General features: G+C 72.9%; 20 protein-coding genes and 1 riboswitch. Of the genes, 10 read left to right on the top strand and 10 right to left on the bottom strand.

Going from position 1 to position 26,566, the window contains the following annotated elements; genetic code table 11:
* The first annotated feature begins 318 nt into the window (after positions 1–318).
* Positions 319–420, top strand: a riboswitch (glycine riboswitch).
* Between the two features lie 233 nt (positions 421–653).
* The 5 genes from gcvT to G3I53_RS31265 all read left to right on the top strand — a co-directional run bounded on the left by gcvT (position 654) and on the right by G3I53_RS31265 (position 5,752).
* Positions 654–1,772, top strand: a complete 1,119-nt coding sequence (gcvT, locus tag G3I53_RS31285) for a glycine cleavage system aminomethyltransferase GcvT (protein WP_164332842.1) — start codon at positions 654–656, stop codon at positions 1,770–1,772.
* A gap of 126 nt (positions 1,773–1,898) precedes the next feature.
* Positions 1,899–2,276: a glycine cleavage system protein GcvH gene (gcvH, locus tag G3I53_RS31280; RefSeq protein WP_164332843.1), complete on the top strand. Its 378-nt coding sequence runs from the start codon at positions 1,899–1,901 to the stop codon at positions 2,274–2,276.
* A gap of 15 nt (positions 2,277–2,291) precedes the next feature.
* Positions 2,292–3,551 (top strand): serine hydroxymethyltransferase, encoded by a 1,260-nt coding sequence (glyA, locus tag G3I53_RS31275; protein WP_164332844.1) that lies wholly within the window; start codon positions 2,292–2,294, stop codon positions 3,549–3,551.
* Between the two features lie 151 nt (positions 3,552–3,702).
* Positions 3,703–5,070 (top strand): L-serine ammonia-lyase, encoded by a 1,368-nt coding sequence (locus G3I53_RS31270; RefSeq protein ID WP_164332845.1) that lies wholly within the window; start codon positions 3,703–3,705, stop codon positions 5,068–5,070.
* Positions 5,071–5,194: 124 nt separating this feature from the next.
* A complete protein-coding gene (locus tag G3I53_RS31265) occupies positions 5,195–5,752 on the top strand; it encodes a GH25 family lysozyme (protein WP_164332846.1) in 558 nt (185 codons plus the stop codon).
* A gap of 128 nt (positions 5,753–5,880) precedes the next feature.
* Here the strand turns inward: G3I53_RS31265 and G3I53_RS31260 are convergent, their stop codons facing one another.
* From G3I53_RS31260 to G3I53_RS31240, 5 genes are all read right to left on the bottom strand, one after another.
* Positions 5,881–6,093 (bottom strand): EF-hand domain-containing protein, encoded by a 213-nt coding sequence (locus tag G3I53_RS31260; protein WP_164332847.1) that lies wholly within the window; start codon positions 6,091–6,093, stop codon positions 5,881–5,883.
* Positions 6,094–6,213: 120 nt separating this feature from the next.
* Positions 6,214–6,717, bottom strand: coding sequence for an ATP-binding protein (locus G3I53_RS31255; RefSeq protein WP_164332848.1), 504 nt, complete (start codon positions 6,715–6,717; stop codon positions 6,214–6,216).
* 272 nt (positions 6,718–6,989) lie between these two features.
* On the bottom strand, positions 6,990–7,757 hold the full coding sequence (locus tag G3I53_RS31250) for an enoyl-CoA hydratase-related protein (protein WP_164332849.1): 768 nt from the start codon (positions 7,755–7,757) through the stop codon (positions 6,990–6,992).
* A gap of 216 nt (positions 7,758–7,973) precedes the next feature.
* The gene (locus tag G3I53_RS31245; protein ID WP_164332851.1) at positions 7,974–9,185 is read right to left on the bottom strand and encodes an Ig-like domain-containing protein; all 1,212 of its coding nucleotides are present in this window, start codon (positions 9,183–9,185) and stop codon (positions 7,974–7,976) included.
* 207 nt (positions 9,186–9,392) lie between these two features.
* Positions 9,393–10,613: an Ig-like domain-containing protein gene (locus tag G3I53_RS31240; RefSeq protein WP_164332850.1), complete on the bottom strand. Its 1,221-nt coding sequence runs from the start codon at positions 10,611–10,613 to the stop codon at positions 9,393–9,395.
* A gap of 187 nt (positions 10,614–10,800) precedes the next feature.
* Here G3I53_RS31240 and glgX point away from each other — a divergent pair, with 187 nt between their 5' ends.
* Positions 10,801–13,050, top strand: a complete 2,250-nt coding sequence (glgX, locus tag G3I53_RS31235; protein ID WP_164439007.1) for a glycogen debranching protein GlgX — start codon at positions 10,801–10,803, stop codon at positions 13,048–13,050.
* A 42-nt stretch (positions 13,051–13,092) separates the two neighbouring features.
* On the opposite strand, the gene G3I53_RS31230 is transcribed toward glgX, so the two are convergent.
* Genes G3I53_RS31230 through G3I53_RS31215 form a run of 4 tightly spaced genes read right to left on the bottom strand, consistent with a single transcriptional unit; the run spans position 13,093 to position 16,735 of the window.
* A complete protein-coding gene (locus tag G3I53_RS31230; protein WP_164332921.1) occupies positions 13,093–13,746 on the bottom strand; it encodes a response regulator transcription factor in 654 nt (217 codons plus the stop codon).
* On the bottom strand, positions 13,739–15,010 hold the full coding sequence (locus tag G3I53_RS31225; RefSeq protein WP_164332920.1) for a sensor histidine kinase: 1,272 nt from the start codon (positions 15,008–15,010) through the stop codon (positions 13,739–13,741). Before G3I53_RS31225 ends, G3I53_RS31230 begins: the two co-directional genes overlap by 8 nt.
* Positions 15,011–15,038: 28 nt before the next feature.
* Positions 15,039–15,788, bottom strand: a complete 750-nt coding sequence (locus G3I53_RS31220) for an ABC transporter permease (RefSeq protein ID WP_164332919.1) — start codon at positions 15,786–15,788, stop codon at positions 15,039–15,041.
* The gene (locus G3I53_RS31215) at positions 15,785–16,735 is read right to left on the bottom strand and encodes an ABC transporter ATP-binding protein (RefSeq protein ID WP_164332918.1); all 951 of its coding nucleotides are present in this window, start codon (positions 16,733–16,735) and stop codon (positions 15,785–15,787) included. Before G3I53_RS31215 ends, G3I53_RS31220 begins: the two co-directional genes overlap by 4 nt.
* A gap of 207 nt (positions 16,736–16,942) precedes the next feature.
* Here G3I53_RS31215 and G3I53_RS31210 point away from each other — a divergent pair, with 207 nt between their 5' ends.
* From G3I53_RS31210 to G3I53_RS31195, 4 genes are all read left to right on the top strand, one after another.
* Positions 16,943–18,784, top strand: coding sequence for an ABC transporter ATP-binding protein (locus G3I53_RS31210; protein WP_239064204.1), 1,842 nt, complete (start codon positions 16,943–16,945; stop codon positions 18,782–18,784).
* On the top strand, positions 18,781–20,637 hold the full coding sequence (locus tag G3I53_RS31205) for an ABC transporter ATP-binding protein (protein ID WP_164332917.1): 1,857 nt from the start codon (positions 18,781–18,783) through the stop codon (positions 20,635–20,637). Before G3I53_RS31210 ends, G3I53_RS31205 begins: the two co-directional genes overlap by 4 nt.
* 325 nt (positions 20,638–20,962) lie before the next feature.
* Entirely contained in the window at positions 20,963–22,999 is a 2,037-nt protein-coding gene (locus G3I53_RS31200; RefSeq protein WP_164332916.1) for a M4 family metallopeptidase, read from the top strand.
* A 72-nt stretch (positions 23,000–23,071) separates the two neighbouring features.
* Complete coding sequence (locus G3I53_RS31195; RefSeq protein WP_164332915.1) at positions 23,072–23,593, top strand: DUF1990 domain-containing protein; 522 nt, start codon at positions 23,072–23,074, stop codon at positions 23,591–23,593.
* 94 nt (positions 23,594–23,687) lie between these two features.
* On the opposite strand, the gene G3I53_RS31190 is transcribed toward G3I53_RS31195, so the two are convergent.
* On the bottom strand, positions 23,688–26,306 hold the full coding sequence (locus tag G3I53_RS31190) for a glycosyltransferase family 1 protein (RefSeq protein ID WP_164332914.1): 2,619 nt from the start codon (positions 26,304–26,306) through the stop codon (positions 23,688–23,690).
* Between the last annotated feature and the right edge of the window lie 260 nt (positions 26,307–26,566).

Genomic DNA, 26,566 nt, shown 5'->3' with positions numbered 1-26,566 from the left:
CGGCCGACGGGGCCGACGGGGCCGACGGGGCCGGGACGACCGGCCGGTCGGGCGGTGGGGCGCCCGTCGCGCCGGCGTACGCCGTGGTCCTGTTCACCGTGTGTCCTCCCCTGGGGCCGGGTACCGGAGTCCCGCGCCCAGCCGGCTGTAAAGAGAAGGTAATGCGGGGTGTCACTGGTTTCCGTCCGTTTCCCGCAACAGGCCGGTCACAGCCCGCTGTGACCGGGCGCGCACCCTGCGCGTCCCCTGAGAAGGGTCCCCCTGCCGCGCCCCCGGAATGCGTGCAATGATGAGCCCGCCAACTGCATACCGGCCGTTTGAATCCGCGCGGGAGAGTCTCCGGCACTTGTGGCACGCCGGGGCGCCGAAGGAGCAAGTCCCTCCCTTGAATCTCTCAGGCCCCGTTACCGCGCGGGCGAGGCACATCTGAAAAGCGGGCCGTCGCGACACTGCTCCGGTGGCTCCACCCAAGGTGCAAGCCGTACGCCGTCCCCTGCGCGGGCGGTCATGGCGAACCTCTCAGGTTCCGATGACAGATGGGGAGGAATGTCCTCGCCCTCCCCACGCCGTCCTGCTGCCCCAGGACCGGCCTCGGCCCGCTCGAGCAGCTGCCCCGGCGCGGGGGGACCCCATCGCCACTGGGAGACCTACCGATGAGCAGTACCGAACTCCGCCGGACCGCGCTCGATGCCGTGCATCGCGCGCTCGGCGCGACGATGACCGACTTCGCCGGCTGGGACATGCCGCTGCGCTACGGCTCGGAACGCGACGAGCACCTCGCCGTCCGCAACCGGGCCGGGCTCTTCGACCTCTCCCACATGGGTGAGATCACGGTCAGCGGTCCGCAGGCGCGCGCGCTCCTCGACCACGCCCTGGTCGGCAACATCGGCACGGTCAAACAGGGCCGGGCCCGCTACACGATGATCTGCGCCGAGGACGGCGGCATCCTCGACGACCTGATCGTCTACCGGCTCGGCGAGTCGGAGTACCTGGTCGTCGCCAACGCCTCCAACGCGCAGACGGTCCTCGACGCGCTGGTGGAGCGGTCGGCCGGGTTCGACGCCGAGGTGCGCGACGACCGCGACGCCTACGCGCTGCTCGCCGTGCAGGGCCCCGAGTCCGTCGCCGTCCTCGCCTCCCTCACCGACGCCGACCTGGACGGCCTGAAGTACTACTCCGGGCTGCCCGGCACCGTGGCGGGTCTGCCCGCGCTGATCGCCCGTACCGGCTACACCGGCGAGGACGGCTTCGAGCTGTTCGTGAAGCCGGAGCACGCGGTCGAGCTGTGGCAGGCACTGACCAAGGCCGGCGAGGGCGTCGGCCTGGTGCCGTGCGGGCTGTCCTGCCGGGACACGCTGCGCCTGGAGGCGGGCATGCCGCTGTACGGCAACGAGCTGAGCAGCTCGCTGACACCGTTCGACGCCGGGTTCGGCCGGGTGGTGAAGTTCGAGAAGGAGGGCGACTTCGTGGGCCGCGCCGCCCTCACCGAGGCCGCCGCGCGCGCCGAGCAGAACCCGCCCCGCGTGCTGGTCGGCCTGGTCGCCGAGGGCCGCCGGGTCCCGCGCTCCGGGTACCCGGTCGTCCGGGGCGACGAGGTGATCGGCGAGGTCACCTCCGGCGCGCCGTCGCCGACGCTGGGCAAGCCCATCGCGATGGCCTACGTCGACCCGGCCCACGCGGCCCCGGGCACCGCGGGGGTCGCCGTCGACATCCGCGGCCGTCAGGAGCCGTACGAGGTCGTGGCGCTGCCGTTCTACAAGCGTCAGAAGTGACACCGTCGTAGCGTTTCCGGACAGCCGTCCGCGCGTGCGTACCGGTGCCGTCGCGCCGCCGTCCACGGGCGTCCGCCGCTGTCCCTCCCCCATCAGCAGTCCCCCGCGTACAGGAGAATCCAGGCCATGAGCAACCCCCAGAACCTGCGGTACAGCAAGGAACACGAGTGGCTGTCGGACGCCGAGGACGGCGTGTCGACGATCGGCATCACGGAGCACGCGGCGAACGCGCTCGGCGACGTCGTCTTCGTCCAGCTCCCCGAGGTCGGTGACACGGTGACCGCGGGCGAGACCTGCGGCGAGCTGGAGTCGACCAAGTCGGTCAGCGACCTCTACTGCCCCGTCACCGGCGAGGTCACCGCGGTCAACGAGGACGTGGTGAACGACCCGTCCCTGGTGAACTCGGCTCCCTTCGAGGGCGGTTGGCTGTTCAAGGTGCGCATCACCGACGAGCCGTCCGACCTGCTGACCGCCGCCGAGTACGACGCCCACATCGCCGGCTGAGGAGTCGTCGCCGCAATGTCGCTTCTGAACACGCCCCTGCACGAGCTCGACCCGGCCGTCGCGGCCGCCGTCGACGCGGAGCTGCACCGGCAGCAGTCCACCCTCGAGATGATCGCCTCGGAGAACTTCGCCCCGGTCGCGGTCATGGAGGCCCAGGGCACCGTCCTGACCAACAAGTACGCCGAGGGCTACCCCGGCCGTCGCTACTACGGCGGCTGCGAGCACGTCGACGTGATCGAGCAGATCGCGATCGACCGGGTCAAGGAGCTCTTCGGCGCCGAGCACGCCAACGTGCAGCCGCACTCGGGCGCGCAGGCCAACGCCGCCGCGATGTTCGCGCTGCTCAAGCCCGGTGACACGATCATGGGCCTGAACCTGGCGCACGGCGGGCACCTGACCCACGGCATGAAGATCAACTTCTCCGGCAAGCTGTACGACGTGGTCGCCTACCACGTGGACGACACCGGGACCGTCGACATGGCCGAGGTCGAGCGGCTCGCCAAGGAGAAGAAGCCGAAGCTGATCGTGGCCGGCTGGTCGGCCTACCCGCGGCAGCTGGACTTCGCCGCGTTCCGCCGGATCGCGGACGAGGTCGGCGCCTACCTCATGGTCGACATGGCGCACTTCGCCGGTCTGGTCGCGGCGGGCCTGCACCCGAACCCGGTGCCGCACGCCCACGTCGTCACCACCACGACCCACAAGACCCTCGGCGGTCCCCGCGGCGGTGTGATCCTCAGCACGGCCGAGCTCGCCAAGAAGATCAACTCCGCGGTCTTCCCCGGCCAGCAGGGCGGTCCGCTGGAGCACGTGGTCGCCGCGAAGGCGGTCGCGTTCAAGGTCGCCGCCTCCGAGGAGTTCAAGGACCGCCAGCGCCGCACCCTGGAGGGCGCCCGGATCCTGGCCGAGCGCCTGGTGAAGGACGACGTCCGGGCCGTCGGCGTGGACGTGCTGTCCGGCGGCACGGACGTGCACCTGGTCCTGGTCGACCTGCGCGCCTCGGAGCTCGACGGCCAGCAGGCCGAGGACCGGCTGCACGAGGTCGGGATCACCGTCAACCGCAACGCGATCCCGAACGACCCGCGTCCGCCGATGGTCACCTCCGGCCTGCGCATCGGCACGCCCGCCCTGGCCACCCGCGGCTTCACCGCCGAGGACTTCGCCGAGGTCGCGGACGTGATCGCCGAGACGCTGAAGCCGGAGTACGACGCCGAGGCGCTGCGGGCCCGGGTGACGGCCCTCGCGGCGAAGCATCCGCTGTACCCCGGTCTGAAGTAATTTCGTACCCTTTGATTCGTACGAACGTCCGGGGCATCGCGCACACTGGAACCGGTGGGCGCGATGCCCCGCGTCGTACACGCACCCCCACTCGCACCCCCCTGTACCGCCGGCGGACAGCGTCGTCCGCCGAACCCCTAGGAGTCCTCCCGTGGCCATCTCGGTCTTCGACCTGTTCTCGATCGGCATCGGCCCGTCCAGCTCGCACACGGTCGGCCCGATGCGCGCGGCCGGCCTGTTCTCCCGGCGGCTGCGCAACGAGGGCCTGCTGGGCTCGGTGGCCTCCGTCCGCGCCGAGCTGTACGGCTCGCTCGGCGCCACCGGCCACGGCCACGGCACGCCCAAGGCGGTGCTGCTCGGCCTGGAGGGCGACTCACCGCGCACGGTCGACGTGGAGACCGCCGACGAACGGGTCGAGAAGATCAGGGCCGGCGGCCGGCTGAACCTCCTCGGCGAGCACGAGATCGCCTTCTCCTTCGACGACGACCTGGTGCTGCACCGCCGCAAGGCGCTCCCGTACCACGCCAACGGCATGACCCTGTGGGCGTACGACGCCTCGGGCGCGACGCTGCTGGAGAAGACGTACTACTCGGTGGGCGGCGGCTTCGTCGTCGACGAGGAGGCGGTCGGCGCGGACCGCATCAAGCTGGACGACACGGTCCTGAAGTACCCGTTCCGCACGGGTGACGAGCTGCTGCGCCTGACCCGGGAGACCGGCCTGTCGATCTCCGCGCTGATGCTGGAGAACGAGCGGGCCTGGCGGACCGAGGAGGAGATCCGCGAGGGCCTGCTGGAGATCTGGCGCGTCATGCAGGCGTGCGTGGCGCGCGGCATGTCCCGCGAGGGCATCCTGCCGGGCGGCCTCAAGGTGAGCCGCCGGGCCGCGAACACCGCCCGCAAGCTGCGCTCGGAGGGCGACCCGCAGGCGCTCTCCATGGAGTGGATCACCCTCTACGCGATGGCCGTGAACGAGGAGAACGCGGCCGGCGGCCGGGTCGTCACCGCCCCGACGAACGGCGCGGCGGGCATCATCCCGGCCGTGCTGCACTACTACGTCAACTTCGTGCCCGGCGCCGACGAGGAGGGCGTGGTCCGCTTCCTGCTGGCGGCCGGCGCGATCGGCATGCTCTTCAAGGAGAACGCCTCCATCTCCGGTGCCGAGGTCGGCTGCCAGGGCGAGGTGGGCTCGGCCTGTTCCATGGCCGCGGGCGCGCTCGCCGAGGTGATGGGCGGCTCGCCGTGGCAGGTGGAGAACGCGGCGGAGATCGGCATGGAGCACAACCTGGGCCTGACCTGCGACCCGGTGGGCGGCCTGGTGCAGATCCCGTGCATCGAGCGCAACGGCATGGCCGCGGTCAAGGCGGTCACGGCGGCCCGGATGGCGCTGCGCGGCGACGGCTCGCACAAGGTGTCCCTGGACAAGGTCATCAAGACGATGAAGGAGACCGGCGCGGACATGTCGGTCAAGTACAAGGAGACGGCCCGCGGCGGGCTGGCGGTGAACATCATCGAATGCTGAGGGGCCATACCCGGACGCACCCGGTCACAGTCGGTCACTTCGCGTCCGGGGCGGGTCGGCGGCGCCGTGCGGGGAAGGATTCCTCGGACTCCCCCTCCCCCCACGATCCCCTCAGGGAGCCCGCATGCTGCACGGCGTCGACGTGAGCTCGTACCAGCCCGCCTCCTACGACACCGACGGCCTGTCCTTCGTCTTCGTCAAGGCGACGGAGGGCCGTACGTACACCAGCCCGAAGCTGACGGACCAGACGAAGCGGGCGCGCGACGCCGGTCTGGTCGTCGGCTTCTACCACTTCCTGTGGCCCGGCGATCTCACCGCCCAGGCCGAACACTTCCTGGGCGAGGCACCGCTGCGGCCCGGTGACGTCCTGGCCGTCGACTGGGAGACGACGGGAGGGGGCACCCGGGCGAGCGCCGCCGAGAAGGACCGCTTCCTGCGCGAGGTGAAGGAGCGCGCGCAGGACCACCGGGTCGTCCTGTACTGCAACCGGGACTTCTGGCTCGACGTCGACACCACCTCCGAGGCGGGCGACGGCCTGTGGATCGCCGACTACGTCACGGCGGGCGAGCCCCGCGTCGAGGCGGCGTGGCGCTTCCACCAGTACACCGACGACCCGCTCGACCGGAACGTGGCCGACTTCGCCGACGAGGCGGCCCTCAGGGAGTGGGCCGAGGGGGCCTGAGCCTCACGGGGTGCCGCGGAGGCCGGGCCGGTGCCCGGCGTCGGCCCCGGTACTCGGGCCACCCCGTCCCCACACGCCTCGGGGCCCGGTCCGCTGCGGCGTGCGCGTGGACCGGGCCCCGGCGGGCCTCACTTGCTGAGGTGGATCCAGAACTCGTCGAACGACAGGAGCTTGTCCCCGTTCAGGTCGCGGGAGGCGATGATCGCCTCGGCGACCTCCTCGGTGACGTTCCAGTCTCCGCCCTGGGCGAGCGCCGTCTTGAACTCGGCGGCGGTGATGAACCCGTCGCCGTTCGTGTCGATCCGCTCGAACTGCTTGCGTGCTTCCTCGATGTCCGCCACCGGACCGCCCCTCTTCGTCGTGTTCTCTCGGTGCTCCGCGGGCTCCCCCGGAGTCCTGATGACGCAGGTCAGATTAGCGCCCGCGGGGCCCCGTGCCGTACCGGCGGCGGACGGCGGGGCTCAGCGCTCCGTGACCCGCATCTCGAACCAGGTGGTCTTGCCACGGGGCAGCAGGTCGACGCCCCAGCGGTCGGCCAGTTTGTCGACGAGGAACAGGCCGCGCCCGCTGGTGTCCAGCTCCTGGACCGGCATCAGGCAGGGCAGGCCGCGGGAGGGGTCGCGCACCTCGACGCGGATCCGGCCGCGGCGGCGGTGCATCCGCAGTCCGAAGACGCGGGCGCCGGTGTGGCGGACGGCGTTGCCCACGAGTTCGGACACCAATAACACGGCGTCCTCGGTGGTGCGTGCGGTCAGGCCCCAGTGGCGCAGGATCACCACCTGGGTGATCCTGCGGGCGATGGCGGCGGACTCGGGGAGCGACGGCAGCGACACCTCGGACTCCGTCGGATCGCCGTACGACTCCAGTGCGCGCAGGGCCCGTTCGTCCTCGACCGTCGGCGACCAGCGCGACGCGGTCGCGCGTCCCTCTCCCCGCGGCTGTCCCAGACCCTCCAGCCCCGCCATGCCCCCATCATGGCCGCCGGCCGGCACCCCGGGGGGTGGTACGGGGGAATACGCCCCCCGCGCGCCCCCTGAGTGCAATCGTCCGCCGTCATATGCCAACGGCAATCCGGGATCGTTCCCACCGGCTTCTACCTGCGGAAACGGCTCGCTGTGCGGCAATCGACGGGCCCCCTCGACACGACAGGCTTAGGGTGCACCAAGGCTCCCACAAACCGTCCCGCCGGGGGGCCCGGATCAGACATCGTGTCAATTGCAAGCCCTGGGACGAGGATTCACAGGAACTTCGCCTTGCCCGGACCCTCCTCCACGAAGCTGCGCATGCCGCGCTCGCGGTCCTCGGTGGCGAACAGACCCGCGAACCAGTTCCGTTCGACGGCGAGGCCGGTGTCGATGTCCGTCTCCAGGCCGGTGTCGACGGACTCCTTGGCCGCGCGCAGCGCCAGCGCCGGCCCCTTCGCCAGCTTCGCGGCCCAGGCGTGCGCCTGCTCGTAGACCTCGGCGGCGGGCACCACCCGGTCCACCAGGCCGAGCGTCAGCGCCTCGTCGGCCCTGACCTGACGGCCGGTGAAGATGAGGTCCTTCGCGCGGGACGGGCCGATGAGGCGGGAGAGGCGCTGGGTGCCGCCCGCGCCCGGGATGAGGCCGAGCAGGATCTCGGGCTGGCCCAGCTTGGCGTTGTCCCCGGCGATGCGGTAGTCCGCGCAGAGCGCGAGCTCGCAGCCGCCGCCCAGCGCGTAGCCGGTGACCGCGGCGACCACCGGCTTGGGGATGCGGGCCACGGCCGTGAAGGAGTCCTGCAGGCCGCGGGCGCGCAGGACCATCGCGGTGTGGTCCATGGCCTGCATCTCCTTGATGTCCGCGCCGGCCGCGAACACCTTCTCCCCGCCGTAGATCACCACGGCGCGCACGTCGTCGCGGCGCGTTGCCTCCTCGGCGAGTTCCTTCAGACGGTCCTGCGTGGCCACGTCCAGCGCGTTCATCGGCGGGCGGTCCAGACGCAGGGTGCCGACGCCGTCCGCGACTTCGAGATGTACGGTCATGCCAGCAGGTTAACGGGGGCTAACGGTGCTGGGACGGGTGCGGTCGGTCACACCGGGCCGGGGGTCCGGGGGCCGGCCCCCGGGACAGCACAGCACGGGGACTGACGGCGACCGGGGTGGGTGCCATCGGTCAGACCTGGCCGGTCCCGTGTCCCGCACGGCACGGCGCGGCCCCGGTGCCGTGGCTCGCACCGGGGCCGCGCGGAACGGGGGAGGCTACGCCTTCCACTTCTCCCAGGACATGTTCCAGCCGTTGAGGCCGTTGTCCGGGGCGATGGTGGCGTCGTTGGAGTTCTTGACGACGACCACGTCACCGATCATCGAGTTCTCGTAGAACCAGGCGCCCGGGGCCTTCTTGTCCCAGCCGCCGCGGGTGTCGCGCAGGCCGATGCAGCCGTGGCTGGCGTTGTAGTTGCCGAAGGCGTTGCCGCCCCAGTAGTTGCCGTGGATGAACGTGCCGGAGGTGCTCAGGCGCATGGCGTGCGGGACGTCCTTGATGTCGTACTCGCCGCCGAAGCCGACCGTCTCGCCGTTCATCCGGGTGACCTTGAGCCGCTCGGTGATGACCATCTGGCCGTTCCAGGTCTCGGTACCGGGGGCGCCCGCGGTGATGGGGATGGTCTTGATGACCTTGCCGTCCCGCTTCACCTTCATGGTGTGCTTCTTGGCGTCGACGACGGACACCTGGCTGCGGCCGATGGTGAAGGAGACCTTCTTGGACTGCTTGCCGTAGACCCCCGGGCGGCCTTCGACGCCGTCGAGGTTGAGGTCGACGGTGACCTTGGTGCCGGCCTTCCAGTAGTGCTCCGGACGGAAGTCGAGGCGGTCGTTGCCGAACCAGTGGCCCGCGACCTCGACGGCCGGCTCGGTGGTGATGCGGATGGCCTTCTCGACGTCCTCGGGGTTGGTGATGCCCCGGGTGAAACGCAGCGAGAACGGCATGCCGACGCCGACCTTCGAGCCGTCCTCGGGAGTGAAGTTGCCGATGAAGGTGTTCTTCGGCGTCAGGGTGGTGAAGTCGGCGTCCTCGGCGGCGGTGCGGCCCTCGGAGTCCTTCGCCACGGCGTGCACGGTGTACTTGGTGGAGCCCGCCAGGTGGGTGGACGGCGTCCAGGTGCTGCCGTCGGCGGATATCTCGCCGTCGATCTTGCCGCCGTCGGCGTCCCGGACGACGACCTCGGTCAGCTTGCCCTTGGTGGCCCCGACCTTCAGCGCGCCGCTGGTCTTCACGTCCTCGGCACCGTCCTCGGGGGCGATGCTCACCACGGCCTCGGACTGCTTGCTGCGGGCCGCGGTGGAGTCCTTGCCCTTCGCGTCGCCCGCTCCGGCCGCCTGGCCGGACCCTCCTCCGCCGCAGGCCGTGACCGCCAGCACCACGCCGAGTGCCAGTGCGGCCAGCTTTCTGCCGGCCCGTCGCCCCGCGCCCACCGACGCCCCCGATATCGGCCCCACGTTCACGTTGTTCTCCCCTCGGCGGGCCTGGCCGGACCCGCGCCCCCGCGCGCCCCTCGCGCGCTCCGGCGCATAGTAACCCCAGGCCAGGGGCGTTGGGCGGGGTGCGAAGGTCACCGTTCAGTCCCAACTTCAACTGTCGGGGGGACAGTCGGGACCGGGCGGCCGGGGACGGGCCGGGGGTCACTTCACCGCGCTGCCCGCGCGCCACTCCTCCCAGTCCATGTTCCAGCCGCCGAGGCCGTTGTCGGCGGCGACCTTCTTGTCCTTGCTGTTGACCACCTCGACGACGTCACCGACGAGGCTGCGGTCGAAGAACCAGCCCGCCGGGGTGTCCGCCCCGCCGCCCTTGACGTCGCGCAGCCCGATGCAGCCGTGGCTGACGTTGGTGGTGCCGAAGACGTCCGGGTCGGCCCAGTAGTTGCCGTGCAGGAAGGTGCCCGACTCGGTCAGCCGGATGGCGTGCGGCACGTCGGGGATGTCGTACTCGCCGCCGAAGCCGACGGTGCGGCTGTCCATGCGGGTGACCTCGAGCATCTCGGTGATGACCATCGTGCCGTTGTAGGTGGTGGTCTTCGGCGCCCCGGCGGTCACCGGGACCGTGGCGAGCAGGTCGCCGTCCCGCCGCACCTGCATGGTGTGCCGGGAGGCGTCGACCCGGGAGACCTGGCTGCGGCCGACGGTGAAGGTGAACGTCCGCTGCTGGAGGCCGTAGACGCCGGGGGCGCCCTCGACGTCGCGCAGGCCGAGTTCGACGGTGACGCGGGTGCCGGGCTTCCAGTAGTGCTCGGGGCGGAAGTCGAGCCGGGAGCGGCCGAACCAGTGCGGGCGGATGTCGACGGCGGGGCTGGAGGTGACGCGGACGGCGCGTTCCACGGCGGCGCGGTGGGTGATCTTCCGGTTGAACTCCAGGGAGACGATCATGCCGGTGCCGACGGTGGAGCGGTTCTCCGGGGCCACGTAGCCGATGAAGCGTTCTTCGGGGACGTGGGTGGTGAAGGTGGTGTGGCGGGCCGAGCGGCGTCCGGAGCCGTCCACGGCGACCGCGTCGACGGTGTACTCGGCGGCGAGCGCCAGCTTGTCCTCGTCGGGCCGCCAGGTCAGTCCGTCGGCGGAGACGCGGCCCGGGACCGGGGACTTCTGGGCGTCCTGGGACTTCACCACCTTCACCGACTCCAGCCGCCCGTCCGGCACCCGGACGCGCAGTTTCCGGTCGGGGCGGACGTTCCTGCTGCCGTCGTCGGGCGTCACCCGGATGACGTCCTCGGCGGCCGGCGGGCCGAACGCCCCGCTCAGGGGGCTGTCCGCGGTGCACCCGACGGCCCCGGTCAGCAGTCCTGCCCATGTCAGTACGGCGGCCAGTGCGGCCCTCGCGCGCCGTGCGCGCCCTTGTACGTGCCTCACGCGCTGCCCAACGACCGGGCGAGCGGTCGGGAAACGACCATGCCGCCGGGCGGGGAAACGTGAGTGCGCGGCACGCTCTGGGCAGAACTGTGGGGAGAACGACGCGCCGGACAGCCGCGGCCGGAGCCGACCGGAGGGCCGCGCGCTGATGACCACCGTCGTTCCACGAGCCGCGGGAGGCTGACAGGTGTCCAGCGCAGCCGAGCAGGAGGCGGTGGCCGCAGCGCGGGCCACCGGGGACGGGCGCCCGGCCGTCGTCGTGAACGGCGCGCGGCCGGTGACGTCCGCGCCCCCGGTGCCCGTCCGGCCGGGCCGGCCGACTCCCCTGGGCGCCCGGTTCCGGGTGGGCCCGGACGGGGTGGCGGGGACCAACTTCGCCCTGTGGGCGGGCGGGGCGGAGGGCGTGGAGCTGTGCCTCTTCGACGAGCGGGGCCGGGAGAGCCGGGCCCGGCTGACCGAGCTGACGCACGGCATCTGGCACGGCTTCGTCCCGGGCGTGCTGCCGGGCCGGCGCTACGGCTACCGGGTGCACGGCCGCTGGGACCCGTGGACGGGGGCCCGCTGGAACCCGGCGAAGCTGCTGCTGGACCCTTACGCCCGTGCGGTGGACGGCGACTTCGCGCTGCCGCCGGAGGTGTACGGGCACGTCCGTGACTGGCCGGACCAGCATGTCGCCGACACGGTGCGCGACGACCGGGACTCCGCCCCGTACGTGCCCAAGGGCGTCGTGGTCCATGACGACGACGACTGGGCCGACGACCGCCGCCCGAAGACCCCGTGGGCGGACTCGGTGATCTACGAGCTGCACGTCAAGGGCTTCACCCGGCGGCACCCCGGCATCCCGGAGGAACTGCGCGGCACCTACGCGGGGCTCGCCCACCCGGCCGCGATCGAGCACCTGGTGGGTCTCGGCGTGACGGCGGTGGAGCTGCTGCCGGTGCACCAGTTCGCGCACGAGGACCACCTGCTGAGCCGGGGCCTGCGCAACTACTGGGGCTACAACTCCATCGGCTACTTCGCCCCGCACGCCGGCTACGCGGCCTCCGGCACCACCGGGCAGCAGGTCGGCGAGTTCAAGCGGATGGTGCGCGCCCTGCACGCGGCCGGGCTGGAGGTCATCCTCGACGTGGTCTACAACCACACCGCGGAGGCCGGGGAGCTGGGGCCGACGCTGTCCCTGAAGGGCGTCGACAACCGCGGCTACTACCGCCTCCAGCCGGACGCCCGCCGCTACGCCGACTACACCGGCTGCGGCAACACCCTGCACGTCGTGCAGCCGCACGTGCTGCGCCTGATCACGGACTCGCTGCGGTACTGGGTGACCGAGATGGGCGTCGACGGCTTCCGCTTCGACCTCGCGGCGGCCCTCGCCCGTTCGATGCACGACGTCGACATGCTCTCCCCGTTCCTCGCGGTGATCGCCCAGGACCCGGTGCTGCGCCGGGTGAAGCTGATCGCCGAACCGTGGGACGTGGGCTCGGGCGGCTATCAGGTGGGCGCCTTCCCCCCGCTGTGGACGGAGTGGAACGACCGGTACCGCAACACCGTGCGGGACTTCTGGCGGCACGCCCTGCCGGACGTGCGGGAGATGGGCTACCGGCTGTCCGGCTCCAGCGACCTGTACGCCTGGGGCGGGCGCCGCCCGTACGCGTCGGTCAACTACGTCACCGCGCACGACGGTTTCACGCTGCGCGACCTGGTGTCGTACGAGCGCAAGCACAACGAGGCCAACGGCGAGGGGAACCGGGACGGCACGGACGACAACCGGTCCTTCAACTGCGGCGCCGAGGGCGAGACCGACGACGCGCGGATCCTCGCCCTGCGCCGGCGCCAGCTGCGCAACCTGCTCACCACCCTGCTGCTGTCCACGGGCGTGCCCATGCTGGTGGCCGGGGACGAGATGGGCCGCACCCAGGGCGGCAACAACAACGCCTACTGCCAGGACAACGAGACGGGCTGGGTGGACTGGTCGCTGCTGGACGACCCGGCCTGGAAGGCGCTGTACGACCTCACCTCCCGGCTGATCGGGCTGCGGCACCGGCACCCGGTGCTGCGCCGCCGCGCCTTCTTCTCCGGGCGGGCGCACTCCGCGGACGGGCTGCGGGACCTGGCCTGGTTCACGGCGCGGGGCGCGGAGATGACCGAGGGCGACTGGTACGCGCCCGCCGCCACGCTCGGCATGTACCTCTCCGGGCGGGACATCCCCGGCCGGGACGAGGACGGTGCGCCGGTCGTCGACGACAGCTTCCTGGCCGTGCTGCACGCCGGGGACGAACCGGTCGGCTTCGTGCTGCCGGGGCCGCCGTGGGCCGAACGGTACGAGGTGGTCGTCGACACCGGGCGGGAGGAGCAGGCGTCGGAGCCGGGCACGGAGCACCCGGCGGGGTCGGTCCTGACGGTGCCGGGCCGGACGGTGCTGCTGCTGCGGGTGCGCTGAGGGACCGGCGGGGAGCGGGCCCCGGCGGGCGTGGTGCGGCCGTCAGCCGAGGATGCCCCGGTCGTAGGCCGCGGCCACGGCCGCCGCCCGGTCCCGGACGCCCAGCTTGGCGTACAGGTGGGTGAGGTGGGTCTTCACGGTCGCCTCGCTGATGAAGAGTTCGCGGGCGATCTCCCGGTTGGAGGTGCCCCGGGCGACCAGGCCGAGCACCTCCCGCTCCCGCGCGGACAGCGTCGCGCCGTCGGCCGGGCGGGGCGCGCGGACCGCTGACACCAGGCGGGAGGCGACCGCCGGGGACAGCACCGTGCGGCCCTCGGCCGCGGCCCGTACCGCCGCGAACAGCTCCTCCCGGGGCGCGTCCTTGAGCAGGTAGCCGGTGGCGCCCGCCTCGATGGCGGGGAGGGTGTCGGAGTCGGTGTCGTAGGTGGTGAGCACGAGCACCCGGGCGCGGGCGCCGCGGCGGGTCAGCTCGCGGATGGCGTCCACTCCCCCGCCGCCCGGCATGCGCAGGTCCATGAGGATCACGTCCGGGTCCAGCGCGGCGGCCCGCTCCAGCGCCTCGACGCCGTCGGCCGCCTCGCCGAGCACCCGGAAGCCGGCGGCGGACGCGAACATGCCGCGCAGGCCGTCCCGGACGACGGGGTGGTCGTCGACGACGAGCAGGGAGACGGTGGGCTGTCCGGGAGCGTCAGTCATGGCGGACCAACGGTACGCGAGCCGACACCGCCGTCCCCAGTCCCGGCTCGGACTCGACGCCGAGGGTCCCGGCGATGTGTTCGGCGCGGGCCCGCATGCCGTCGAGGCCGAATCCGCCCGTGCCGGTGCGGGCGGAGCGGACGCGCGGGTCGAAGCCGCGTCCGTCGTCGCGGACGTCGAGGGCGACCGTGTCGCCCATGTAGGAGAGGGTGACGCCGACCCGGGTGGCGCCCGCGTGCCGTGCGGTGTTGGCCAGCGCCTCCTGCGCGATGCGCAGCAGGGTGGCGGCCACCTCGTCGTGGAGCGGTTCGACGGTTCCGGTGGTGGTGTACCGCGCCGGGACGCCGGTGCGTTCCTCCCATTCCGTCACCGTCTTCTCCAGTGCCTGCGGCAGGTCGTCGTCGGCCAGGGCGGCGGGCGACAGGTTGTGCACGGAGCGGCGGGCCTCGCCGAGGCTGTGGCGGGCCAGGGCGGTGGCGCGGTCCAGGTGCTCGCGCGCCCGCCCGGGGTCGGCCGTGCCCGCGACCACCTGGAGCTGGGCGATGATGCCGGTCAGCCCCTGGGCGAGGGTGTCGTGGATCTCGGCGGCCAGCCGGCGCCGCTCGTCGGCGACCCCGGCCTCCCGCGCCTGGACCAGCAGTTGGGCGTGCAGGGCCGCGTTCTCGTCGAGGGCCTGCTGCAACGCCGTGTTGGTGCGTTCGAGTTCGGCGATGGTCTCGGCCTGGGTGCTGGCGCGGGCCTCCTCCAGTCCGGCGATGTGGGAGAAGACCAGCAGCAGCGCGATGTTGACGGCCAGCACCCCGCCGAAGATCATCCAGCCGGTCCCGTCGCGCGGCGGGAGTCCGCCGCTCTGCGAACCGGCGACGGTGACTGCGGCGGCCAGCAGCCCGGGGATCACGTACTTCTTCGGCAGCAGCCGTCCGATGTCGAAGTAGTTGATCGCCGCCTGGAAGGCGAACAGCGGGTTCATCCAGGTCAGGGCGAAGCTGATGGCCATGCGCAGTGTGAAGTAGACGGTGCTGGTTCTCGACGGCTGCGGACGGCCCCGCGAGGCCCGCCCCCACCACAGCTGGAGCACGACGGCCGCGACGACGAGCGCGCCGGAGGCGTAGATCTCCCCCCGGGTCATGCCGAGGAGCGGGGCGGTGACCGCGGCCAGCACCGTGCCGGTGCCGAGCAGGACGTACGGTCCCCAGCGGTGGAACAGCGCCCACCGCTGCTCCAGCCGGGAGGCGGCCCGCGCGCTGTCCCCCGTGTGTGTCATCGCACCAGTGTGGGGCATGAGCGCGCGCTCATTCCCAGCGGAAGAAGCGGGCGGCGGCCGCGGTCAGCAGGACCGCCCAGCCGGCCGTGACGCCGAGGTGGTCCCAGCCGGGCCAGGCCCCGCCGGCGGCGTCGCCCAGGGCCTCGGAGGCGGCGCCGAACGGGGTCCAGCCGACGATGCTCGCCAGCAGGTCCGGCATGGCCTGCACCGGCAGCCACACGCCCGCGCAGAACATCGCCGGGAACAGGGCCGCCGACCCGACGGCCGCGGCGATCTTCGTCGTCCGGGACAGCGCGCAGATCAGCGCGCCGAGGGCGAGGCAGGCGAGGGCGGCGAGCAGCAGGGCGACGAGGTAGCCGGCGGGCTGCCCGGGCAGGGGCACGCCGAAGACGAGCCGGCCGAGGGCGAGGGCGAGCAGCGCGGAGACCAGGGCGCTGCCGCCGAACACCAGCATCTGCGCGGACAGCAGCGCGGTGGCCCGGACCGGGGTGGTGGCCATGCGCCGCAGGATGCCCTGTTCGCGGTAGCCGGTGAGGGTCTGGGGCATGCCCTGGAGGCCGGCGATGAGCACGCCGAGCAGGACGGCGACGGGGACGTACAGGTCGATCGCGCGCAGTCCGCCGAGGTCCGGGTCGGGGTCGCGGAAGGAGGGGATGGCGCCGAGGATGCCGAGCAGCAGGGCGGGGAAGAGCATGATCCAGAAGAGGTTGCCGGGCTCGCGGCGGAACAGGCGGATCTCGGTGCGCAGGACGGCGGTGTTGAAGAGGGGGGCGGTCATGCGGGGAGCTCCTCGGTCGGGCCGGACGGGGCGGCGGCGCCGGACGCGTCGGGCGTGCCGGTCAGGTCCAGGAAGGCGTCGTCCAGCGTGGCGTCGGTGACCCGCAGCTGGTGGGCGGTGACGCGGGTGCGGGCCAGCAGGGTGATGACGGCGTTGACGGTCGCGTCGGTGCCGGCCAGCGTGACGCGGTCGTCGCGGTGCTCGGCCGAGGCCAGGCCGGGCAGCGCGGCGAGGTCGGCCTCGTCCAGCGGCGCGGACGGGGTGAAGCTGATGACGGTGGCGCCGGCCGAGCGGCGGATGAGCCCGGCCGGGGTGTCCAGGGCGGCCACCCGTCCCCGGTCGATCACCGCGATCCGGTCGCAGAGCCGCTGGGCCTCCTCCATGAAGTGGGTGACCAGCAGGACGGTGACGCCGCCGGCGCGGACGTCCTCGATGAGCCGCCAGGTGTCGCGCCGGGCCCGCGGGTCGAGTCCGGTGGTCAGTTCGTCGAGGACCACCACCCGGGGGTCGCCGACCAGGGCGAGCGCGATGGACAGGCGCTGCTGCTGACCGCCCGACAGCTTGCCGTAGCGGGTCCCCAACTGTGCCGTGAGCCCGAGGCGTTCGGTCAGCGGCCGCCAGTCGGCGGGGGCGGGGTGGAAGGACGCGTAGAGCTCCAGGGCCTCCCGGACCGTCAGCTTCGCCTGCAGCGCGCTCCGCTGGAGCTGGGCGCCGAGGACCCGGGCGACCTGTTCGTGCTCGGTGACGGGGTCGAGTCCGGTGACCCGGACCCGCCCCCGGTCGGGCACCCGCAGGCCCTCCACGCATTCGACGGTGGTGGTCTTGCCGGCGCCGTTCGGGCCGAGGATCCCGAAGATCTCCCCCTCCTCGACGGTGAAGGACACCCCGTCGATCACGGGCCGGCCGCCGTACGTCTTGCGCAGATCGGTGACTTCGATGACGGACATGGCGGTCAGTCTTCCGGCGGCCCGTCCCGCGCACATCGGCCGTCCCGCTCGACCGCCATCGGCCGATCGGCTGATGGAGTGGTACGACCTCGCCCGCCCCGGCCCGTCCGGCGGGCCGTGACCCGCAGGTCGTAGGTCTCCGGACGGAGCCGGGCCGGGCCGAAACTCGGTGGGCAGTGTCAGTATCGATCCGTAGGCTCGCTGCTGATGGCCACCACACTCCCCACCCCCGACACCCGCCCGGAGGACGGTTCCGGGCCGGTCCCCGAACCCCGGTCCACCGTGCGCACCCTGCTGCGGTTGTGGCCGTACGTGCGGCCGGTGCGGGCGCGGCTGTTCACGGCCGCGTTCATCGCGGTCCTGGCGTCCTGCATCGGCCTGGTGATCCCGCTGGTCCTGAAGTGGATGGTGGACGGCCCGATCGCCGACCGCGACCCGGGCGGTGTGTGGCTCGGCGCGCTGTACCTGCTGCTGCTCGGCCTGGCGGAGGCCCTGCTGTTCGGGTTCCGGCGCTGGCTGGTGGCGCGGCCGCTGTCCGGGGTCGAGGCGGGCATGCGGGCGGACCTGTACCGGCACCTGCAGCGGCTGCCGGTGGCCTTCCACGACCGGTGGCCCTCGGGGCAGTTGCTGTCCCGGGGCACCACCGACCTGATGCTGCTGCGCATGTTCCTGGCGTTCCCGCTGACCTTCCTGCTGGTCAACAGCGTGACCATCCTCGTCGGCGTGATCATCATGCTGGTGCAGGACTGGACGCTGGGCCTGGTCGTCCTGGTGCCCGCGGTGCCGGTGATGGTGACCTGCCTGGTGTTCGAGAAGCGCTACTCGGCGGCGTCCCGGCGCGCGCAGGACCAGGTCGGCGACCTGACGACCGTCGTCGAGGAGAGCGTCCTCGGCATCCGCATCGTCAAGGGCTTCGGACGGCACCGCAGCCAGGCGCGCGCGTTCCACGAACTGGCCGGCCGGCTGCGCGGGACGGAGCTGCACAAGGCGCGGCTGCTGGCCACCATCCTGGGCATCATCGTCACCCTGCCCGAGCTGGCCATCGGGGCCGCCCTGGTCCTCGGGTGCATGCGGGTGGCCGACGGCACCCTGTCCGCGGGGACGCTGGTCGCGTTCCTGTCGACGGCGCTCGCGCTGCGCTGGCCGGTGGACTCGATCGGGTTCCTGCTGGCGATGAGCCAGGAGGCGGCGACGGCGACCACCCGCTACTTCGAGGTGATGGACGCGCCGGAGGAGGACCCGGGGCCCGGGGCCGCTCCGCCGGAGGGCGCTTCGTCGCCCCGCCGCGCCGACGGGCTGCGCTTCCACGAGGTCACCTTCCGCTACCCGGACGCCCCGCCGGGCTCCCCGCCCGTGCTGGACCGCGTCGACCTGCACATCCGTCCCGGCGAGTCGATGGCGCTGGTCGGCGCGACCGGCAGCGGCAAGACCACGCTCACCGCCCTGGTGCCCCGGCTGCACGAGGTCACCTCGGGCCGGATCACCCTGGACGGCGTGGACGTCACGGCGATGTCCCGCGAGGAACTGCGCGCCCGGGTCGCCGTCGCCTTCGAGGAGCCCACCCTGTTCTCGGCCAGTGTCGGGGAGAACGTGCTGATGGGCGCCGGTGCCTCCGGGGCCGGCAGCGGAGATCTGGAGCGGGCGCTCCAGGTGGCGCAGGCGGATTTCGTGCACGCGCTGCCCGAGGGCGTGGACACCCAGGTCGGCGAGCAGGGCCTGAGCCTGTCCGGCGGCCAGCGGCAGCGGCTCGCGCTGGCCCGCGCGGTGGTGGGCCGGCCCGGCTTCCTGGTGCTGGACGACCCGCTGTCCGCCCTCGACGTGCACACGGAGGCCGCGGTGGAGGCGGCCCTGCGCCGGGTGCTGGCCGACACCACGGCCCTGATCGTGGCGCACCGCCCGTCCACGGTCCTGCTGGCCGACCGCGTCGCACTGCTCTCCGGCGGCCGGATCACCGCCGTCGGCACCCACCACGAACTGCTGCGCACCCACCCCGAGTACGCCCATCTCATGGCCGGTGACCCGGCCGGCGGACAGGAGGACCCGCGATGACGGCGGCCACCACCGCACCCGCCCCGGACCGGGACGGCGACGACGGCGCGCCGCGGGAGACCGGCGACCCCTTCGACCGGGACGTCCTGCCCACGCCCCCGGGCGCCACCGGGGCTCTGCTGCGCTCCCTGCTGTCCCCGCTGCGGGGCGGGGTCGCGCTCACCGCGTTCCTGCTGCTGCTCCAGCAGGCGGCGGTGCAGGCCGGCCCGTTGCTGGTGGCGTACGGGATCGACCGGGCGGTGCCGGCGTTCCGGGACGGCGGCCACGGCCCGCTGATCGCGGTGGCGGTGGGCTACCTGCTGTGCGCGGTGTCCGCGGGTGCACTGCAGTACGGGTTCATCACCGCGTCCGCGCGGGTCAGTCAGGCGGTGCTGCTGGACCTGCGCGGGCGGATCTTCCGGCACGCGCAGGCGCTGAGCGTCGACTTCCACGAGCGGTACACCTCCGGCCGGCTCATCTCCCGCTCCACCACCGACGTGGAGGCGCTGCGGGAGCTGCTGGAGGAGGGGCTGCAGGAGCTGGTGACGGTCGTCCTGTCCTGCGTGTACATCTCGGTGCTGCTGCTCTGGCTGGACCTGGGGCTCGGCGCGGTGGCGGTGGCGTCCTTCCTGCCGCTGTACGGGCTGGTGCGGTCCTACCGGCGGCGGGCGGCGCGGGTGTACCGCAAGCGGTCGACGGCCATCGCGGCGGTCATCGTGAAGTTCGTCGAGACGATGAACGGCATCCGGCCGGTGCGCGCCTTCCGCCGGGAGGCCGCCAACGACGCCGACTTCCGGGTGCTGAACCGGCGCCACGAGCGCACCAACGGCGACGCGCTGCTGGAGATGGCCCGCTACGTGGTCGGCTCCCGGGTGACCGCCAACACGACGGTCGCGCTGGTGGTGCTGTGGGGTGCCTACCGGGTCGCGGAGGGCACGCTCGCGCTGGGTGTGCTGGCGGCGGCGGTGCTGTACCTGCGGCGGCTGTACGACCCGATCGACCGGCTGGGCATGTTCCTGAACGCCTACCAGTCGGCCGCGGCCTCGCTGGAGAAGATCGCCGGGCTGCTGGCGCAGACCCCGTCGGTGCCCGAACCGGCCGCGCCCCGCGAGCTTCCGGTCCGGCGGTCGGGGCATCCCGGCCGTGACGTGGTCTTCGACGGCGTCCGGTTCGCGTACCGCACCGGCGGCGAGGTCCTCCCCCGCTTCGACCTCACGCTGCCGGCCGGGCAGACCGTCGCGGTCGTCGGCTCGACCGGCGCGGGCAAGTCGACGCTGGCCAAGCTGCTCGCCCGGTTCTACGACCCCAGCGACGGCCGGGTCCTGCTGGACGGCGTGGACCTGCGCGACCTGGCGGGTCCGGAACTGCGGCGCGGGGTGGTGATGGTGACGCAGGAGGCGTTCCTGTTCTCCGGCACGGTCGCCGACAACATCGCGATCGGGCGGCCGGACGCCTCCCGTGAGGAGATCGAGCGGGCCGCGAAGCAGATCGGCGCGCACGACTTCATCACGGCCCTGCCCGACGGCTACGACACGGACGTCCGCAAGCGCGGCGGCCGCATCTCCGCCGGGCAGCGTCAGCTGGTGGCGTTCGCCCGGGCCCTGCTCGCGGACCCCGCCGTGCTGATCCTCGACGAGGCGACCAGCTCCCTGGACGTGCCCGGTGAGCGTGCGGTGCAGCGGGCGATGGCGACGGTGCTGACCGGCCGGACGGCGGTGGTCATCGCCCACCGGCTGTCCACGGTGGAGATCGCCGACCGGGTCCTGGTGATGGAGCACGGCCGCATCGTGGAGGACGGGACCCCGGCCGGCCTGATCGCGGGCACGGGCCGCTTCGCGGACCTGCACCGGGCCTGGCGGGACAGCCTGGCGTAGCGACGCGCGGCGGCCGGGACGCGGGGGCGGTGCGGCACCGGCCGCCCGCCCCGCGCCGCCGATTTCGCATAGCGGACACGGGCTCCCGTACAACGAACGATTTTCCGCCAAAATCTTGACGCGCTCCTGACAGAAACCGCGATCACCTGCCACTCTTCCCACGGCCCCTCCACGGCAACCCCACCGCACCGCGTCACCGCCGTGCCCCGGCCACAGCTCCGTAGCGCAACTGGTTCCGCGTACCGCCCTGTTCTGCCCGGCCGGCCCACCCGCCGGCCGGTCTCCCCTGGCCGCGCGACCCGCGGCCGCGCAGAAGGAGTCAGTGTTGAGAAGCAGGTCTTCCCACAGACGCACCCCCCGCAGCACCGCCGCCGTCGCTCTCGCCGGGGTCGCCGCCCTGGTCGCGACGGCCGTCCAGGCCGGCACGGCCACCGCCGCGCCCGAGCAGGTCCCCGCCGCCGGGAGCGCGGCGAAGCCGGGTTCCGAATCGGTCGCGCTCACCCCCGCCCAGCGCGCCGAACTGATCCGCGAGGCCAACGCCACCAAGGCGGAGACCGCCAAGCAGATCGGCCTGGGCGCCAAGGAGAAGCTGGTCGTCCGTGACGTCCTGAAGGACCGCGACGGCACCGTGCACGTCCGCTACGAACGCACCTACGACGGGCTGCCCGTCCTCGGCGGCGACCTCGTCGTCCAGGGCGACAGGGCCGGCGAGGCCGACAGCGTCGTCAAGGCGACCCGGGCCGCGGTGAAGCCCGCGACGACCGCCGCCGCGGTGCCCGCCGCGAAGGCGGAGCAGCAGGCGCTGTCCGCCGCGAAGGCCGAGAAGGCCAAGAGCCCCGACGTCGACCGGGCCCCCCGCAAGGTGATCTGGGCGGCCGACGGCAAGCCGGTCGTGGCGTACGAGACCGTCGTCGGCGGCCTCCAGCACGACGGGACCCCGCAGGAACTGCACGTCGTCACCGACGCCACCACCGGCGAGAAGCTGTACGAGTGGCAGGCCGTGCAGAACGGCACCGGCCACACCGTCTACAGCGGCACCGTCGACCTGACGACCACCCAGTCCGGGTCCACGTACAACCTCACCGACGGCGCGCGCGGCAACCACCGGACGTACAACCTCAACCGCGGCACCTCCGGCACCGGCACGCTGTTCTCCGGCCCCGACGACGTCTGGGGCAACGGCAGCCCCTCCAACGCCGAGTCGGCCGCCGCCGACGCCCACTACGGGGCGGCCCTGACCTGGGACTACTACAAGAACGTGCACGGCCGCAACGGCATCCGCGGGGACGGCGTCGGCGCCTACTCCCGGGTCCACTACGGCAACAACTACGTCAACGCCTTCTGGTCGGACAGCTGCTTCTGCATGACCTACGGCGACGGCTCCGGCAACGCCAACCCGCTCACCTCCATCGACGTGGCCGCGCACGAGATGACCCACGGCCTGACCTCGAACACCGCGGGCCTGATCTACAGCGGCGAGTCCGGCGGCCTCAACGAGGCCACCAGCGACATCTTCGGCTCGACCGTCGAGTTCTACGCCGACAACTCCACCGACGTCGGTGACTACCTCATCGGCGAGGAGATCGACATCAACGGCGACGGCACCCCGCTGCGCTACATGGACAAGCCGAGCAAGGACGGCCGGTCCAAGGACTCGTGGTACTCCGGCATCGGCTCGATCGACGTCCACTACTCGTCGGGCGTGGCGAACCACTTCTTCTACCTGCTCGCCGAGGGCAGCGGAACCAAGACCATCAACGGGGTCACCTACGACTCGCCCACCTCCGACGGCCTGCCGGTCACCGGCATCGGCCGCGGCAAGGCGGAGAAGATCTGGTTCCGCGCGCTCACCACGAAGTTCACCTCCACCACCAACTACGCGGCGGCCCGCACCGGCACCCTGGCGGCGGCCGGCGAGCTGTACGGCACGGACAGCGCCGAGTACAAGGCGGTGCAGGACGCGTGGGCCGGCGTGAACGTGGGCTCGCGCCCCGGTGACGGCGGTGGCGGCGACGGCACGTCCTTCGAGAACACCGCCGACGTGTCGATCCCGGACAACGGCGCCGCCGTGACGTCCCCGATCACCGTCACCGGACGGCCGGGCAACGCCCCGTCGAACCTCCGGGTCACGGTCGACATCGTGCACACCTGGAGCGGGGACCTGGTCGTCGACCTGGTCGCCCCGGACGGCAGCGTCTACAACCTGCGCAACCGCACCGGCGGTTCCGCGGACGACATCAAGGAGACCTACACGGTCGACGCCTCCTCCGAGGCGGCCAACGGCACCTGGAAGCTGCGCGTGCAGGACCGGGCACGCTACGACACCGGCTACGTCAACGGGTGGAAGCTCACCTTCCCGTAGACCGGCCTACGCGCGCCGAGCGGCGCCCCCGCCGTGCTCCGCGGCGGGGGCGCCGCCCTACGCTTGGGTCCCATGTCTTCGGCGGACTTCACCTACGACCACGTCGGCAAGACCCGTGAACCGGGCTTCTGCCCACCGGGCTTCCACCCCCTGCACGTCCGGACCCGGCTGGGCGAGGGCGAGGTGGTCCACCGGCAGGCCGTGGAGGCGCTGTTCACCTGGGAGATGCACCGGGCCATGGGCGTCGGGATGGACACCACCGCCGACCGCGCCGCGCCCGGGGTGGACGTCACCGTCACCCTCGCCGGAGTCGTCAAGGCCCCCTGCCGGGTGGTGTGGACGGTCGAGGAGCACCGCAGGGCGGGCTGGGCCTACGGCACCCTGGCCGGTCACCCGGAGCGCGGCGAGGAGGCCTTCGTCGTGGACCGCACCGGCGACGGGACGGTGTGGCTGACGGTGTCGGCGTTCAGCCGCCCGGCCAGCTGGTACGCCCGGGCGGGCGGCCCGGCGACGCGCGGACTCCAGCACGCCTACGCGCGCCGCTGCGGAACCGTCCTGCGCCGCCTGGCCACCGAGGGCGTCGAGGACCAGTAGGGCCTCGCGTCCGGACCACGCCGGGCTCGCGGCGGCCGGCCAGGACCGGCCGACAGACCCCGGGCCCGCGCCGCCGCCACCGCACCGGACCGCCTCACCGCATCAGCAGACCCGCCGCCGCGACCAGGTCGTCGGAGGGCACGGCCATCAGCCCCATCTCCGCGCCGGACGCCAGCAGCCGGTGGGCGGGCAGGATGCGGACCGTGTAGCCGAAGGGCCCGGTGCGGTCCAGGGACAGCGGCCCCTCGTACACCCAGCGGCCCTCCTGGTCGGGGGCGCCCGACGGCTTCAGCGGCACCGCGCTCGCGTCGGTGATGCGGTCCTCCTCGTCCACCCGCCCGGACACCGCCTGGACCTCCACGTCGTCCGGGCCCAGGTCGCCCAGGTCCACCCGGACCCGCAGGCCCAGCGTGGTGCCCAGCTCGGCGGTGGCCTGCGCGTCGGACGTCTCGACGTGGTCGACGCTCACCCCGGACCAGGCGGAGCGGACCCTGGCCTTCCACTCGGCGAGCTCGCGCGCCGCCCCCGCGTCCATCGCGCGGTGCGCGGACGCGGCGGGCGCGTAGAGGCGCTCGACGTACTCCCGGACCATCCGCCCGGCCAGCACCTTCGGACCGAGGGAGCTGAGGGTGTGGCGGACCATCTCCAGCCACCGGTCGGGCAGACCGCTCTCGCCCCGCTCGTAGAAGCGGGGCGTCACCCGCTGCTCCAGCAGGTCGTAGAGGGCGGCGGCCTCTATGGCGTCCCGCCGGTCGGGGTCCGTGCCGGAGCCGTCCGCCGTGGGGATGGCCCAGCCGAAGTCGGGCTGGAACCACTCGTCCCACCAGCCGTCCAGCACCGAGAGGTTCAGGCAGCCGTTCAGCGCGGCCTTCATCCCGCTGGTCCCGCACGCCTCCAGCGGCCGCAGCGGGTTGTTGAGCCAGATGTCGCAGCCGGGGTACAGCTTCTGCGCCATCGCCATGCCGTAGTCGGGCAGGAACACGATCCGGTGGCGCACGCGCGGGTCGTCGGCGAACCGGACGAGTTCCTGGATGAGCCGCTTGCCGCCCTCGTCCGCCGGGTGCGCCTTGCCCGCGACGACGATCTGCACCGGCCGCTCCGGGTGCAGCAGCAGCTCCATCAGCCGGTCCTTGTCGCGCAGCATCAGCGTCAGCCGCTTGTACGACGGCACGCGCCGCGCGAAGCCGATGGTCAGCACGTCCGGGTCGAGCACGCGGTCGATCCAGCCCAGCTCGGCGGTCCCGGCGCCGCGCTGCCGCCAGGAGGCGCGCAGCCGCTCGCGCACCTCCATGACCAGCAGCTCGCGCAGGGAGCGCCGCAGCTCCCAGATCTCCCGGTCGGCGATGTCCGCCACCGAGTCCCAGCGGTCGGAGTCGCCGACGGTCAGCGCCTCCTCGGCCCGCTCCACGCCGATCTTCCGGGCGCCGAGCCGGAACACCTCCGGGGCGACCCAGGTGGGGGCGTGCACCCCGTTGGTCACGGAGGTGATGGGCACCTCCGCCGGGTCGAAGCCGGGCCACAGCCCGGCGAACATCTCGCGGCTGACCTGGCCGTGCAGCAGGGAGACGCCGTTGGCGCGCTGGGCCAGGCGCAGGCCCATCACGGCCATGTTGAACAGGTCGGGTTCGCCGCCCGGGTAGGTCTCCATGCCGAGCCGCAGGATCCGCTCGACCTCGATGCCGGGCAGTTCGGCGCCGGTCCCGAAGTGCCGGGCGACCAGTTCGCGGTCGAAGCGGTCGATGCCGGCCGGGACGGGCGTGTGGGTGGTGAACACCGTCCCGGCCCGGACCGCCTCCAGGGCGGCGGCGAAGTCCAGCCCGTCGGCCCGCAGTTCGGCGATGCGTTCCAGGCCGAGGAATCCGGCGTGGCCCTCGTTGGTGTGGAAGACCTCGGGGGCGGGATGCCCGGTGAGCCTGCAGTACGTGCGGACCGCCCTGACCCCTCCTATGCCGAGCAGCATCTCCTGCAGCAGCCGGTGCTCGCTGCCGCCGCCGTAGAGCCGGTCGGTGACGCCGCGCTCGCCGAGGTCGTTCTCCTCCACGTCGGAGTCCAGCAGGAGCAGCGGGATCCTGCCGACCTGGGCCAGCCAGATCCGCGCGTGCAGCGAGCGCCCGCCGGGCAGGGCGAGGGTGACCTGGGCCGTGGAGCCGTCGGGTTCCTTCAGCGGGACCAGGGGCAGCTCGTTGGGGTCGAGGACGGGGTAGTGCTCCTGCTGCCAGCCGTCCCGGGACAGGGACTGGCGGAAGTAGCCGTGCCGGTAGAGCAGGCCGACGCCGATGAGCGGCACGCCCAGGTCGCTGGCGGCCTTGAGGTGGTCGCCGGCGAGGATGCCCAGGCCGCCCGAGTACTGCGGCAGGGCCGCGGTGATGCCGAATTCCGGGGAGAAGTAGGCGATGGCGGCGGGCAGGTCGTCGGTGCGCGACTGGTACCAGCGGTCGCCGGTGAGGTAGTCGCGCAGATCGTCGGTGACCGCCGTCAGACGGTCCAGGAAGAGCTGGTCCCCGGCCAGCTCGGCGAGCCGGGCGGGCGGCACGCTGCCCAGCAGCCGCACCGGGTCGCTGCCGGCGGCGGCCCAGCGCTCGGGGTCGACGGACCGGAACAGGTCGCGGGTCCCGTCGTGCCAGGACCAGCGCAGATTGCGGGCCAGATCGCTCAGGGGCCGGAGGGGGTCGGGGAGAACGGGTCGGACGGTGAATCGACGGATCGCCTTCACATTCCACCTCGGCGCGGTCGTGAAAGACGCGGTGTGCGTCTCGGCATCCCTGCCGACAGTACCGGCGCGGGAGGCCGCCGCGCTGGAGGCCGGGCGACCCGGGTGGTGCCGTACCCCCGGGCAAACGATTCACCGCATGGCGGATATGGCTGATTTCGCACGTGTGGGAGTGCTTGCGGGGGTTCGTTCCACCGGTGCGGCGGCCGGGCGGGCCCGGCGGCCATGAGGACGCCCGGCCGCCGCATGCGGAGGGGGCCGGA

The sequence above is a fragment of the Streptomyces sp. SID14436 genome, assembly GCF_010548465.1.
Lineage (GTDB): Bacteria > Actinomycetota > Actinomycetes > Streptomycetales > Streptomycetaceae > Streptomyces.
The sequence above is the reverse complement of the archived record's forward strand: the minus strand, read 5'-3'. Positions and strand labels throughout refer to the sequence as shown.

Coding starts and splice junctions, on each gene's coding strand:
- G3I53_RS31225 (WP_164332920.1), bottom strand. CDS start 15,010: ATGACACACACGGGGGACAGCGCGCGGGCCGCCTCCCGGCTGGAGCAG.
- G3I53_RS31215 (WP_164332918.1), bottom strand. CDS start 16,735: ATGTCCGTCATCGAAGTCACCGATCTGCGCAAGACGTACGGCGGCCGG.
- G3I53_RS31195 (WP_164332915.1), top strand. CDS start 23,072: ATGTCTTCGGCGGACTTCACCTACGACCACGTCGGCAAGACCCGTGAA.
- G3I53_RS31255 (WP_164332848.1), bottom strand. CDS start 6,717: ATGGCGGGGCTGGAGGGTCTGGGACAGCCGCGGGGAGAGGGACGCGCG.
- G3I53_RS31230 (WP_164332921.1), bottom strand. CDS start 13,746: ATGACTGACGCTCCCGGACAGCCCACCGTCTCCCTGCTCGTCGTCGAC.
- gcvH (WP_164332843.1), top strand. CDS start 1,899: ATGAGCAACCCCCAGAACCTGCGGTACAGCAAGGAACACGAGTGGCTG.
- gcvT (WP_164332842.1), top strand. CDS start 654: ATGAGCAGTACCGAACTCCGCCGGACCGCGCTCGATGCCGTGCATCGC.
- G3I53_RS31250 (WP_164332849.1), bottom strand. CDS start 7,757: ATGACCGTACATCTCGAAGTCGCGGACGGCGTCGGCACCCTGCGTCTG.
- G3I53_RS31205 (WP_164332917.1), top strand. CDS start 18,781: ATGACGGCGGCCACCACCGCACCCGCCCCGGACCGGGACGGCGACGAC.
- G3I53_RS31210 (WP_239064204.1), top strand. CDS start 16,943: ATGGCCACCACACTCCCCACCCCCGACACCCGCCCGGAGGACGGTTCC.
- glyA (WP_164332844.1), top strand. CDS start 2,292: ATGTCGCTTCTGAACACGCCCCTGCACGAGCTCGACCCGGCCGTCGCG.
- G3I53_RS31220 (WP_164332919.1), bottom strand. CDS start 15,788: ATGACCGCCCCCCTCTTCAACACCGCCGTCCTGCGCACCGAGATCCGC.
- G3I53_RS31265 (WP_164332846.1), top strand. CDS start 5,195: ATGCTGCACGGCGTCGACGTGAGCTCGTACCAGCCCGCCTCCTACGAC.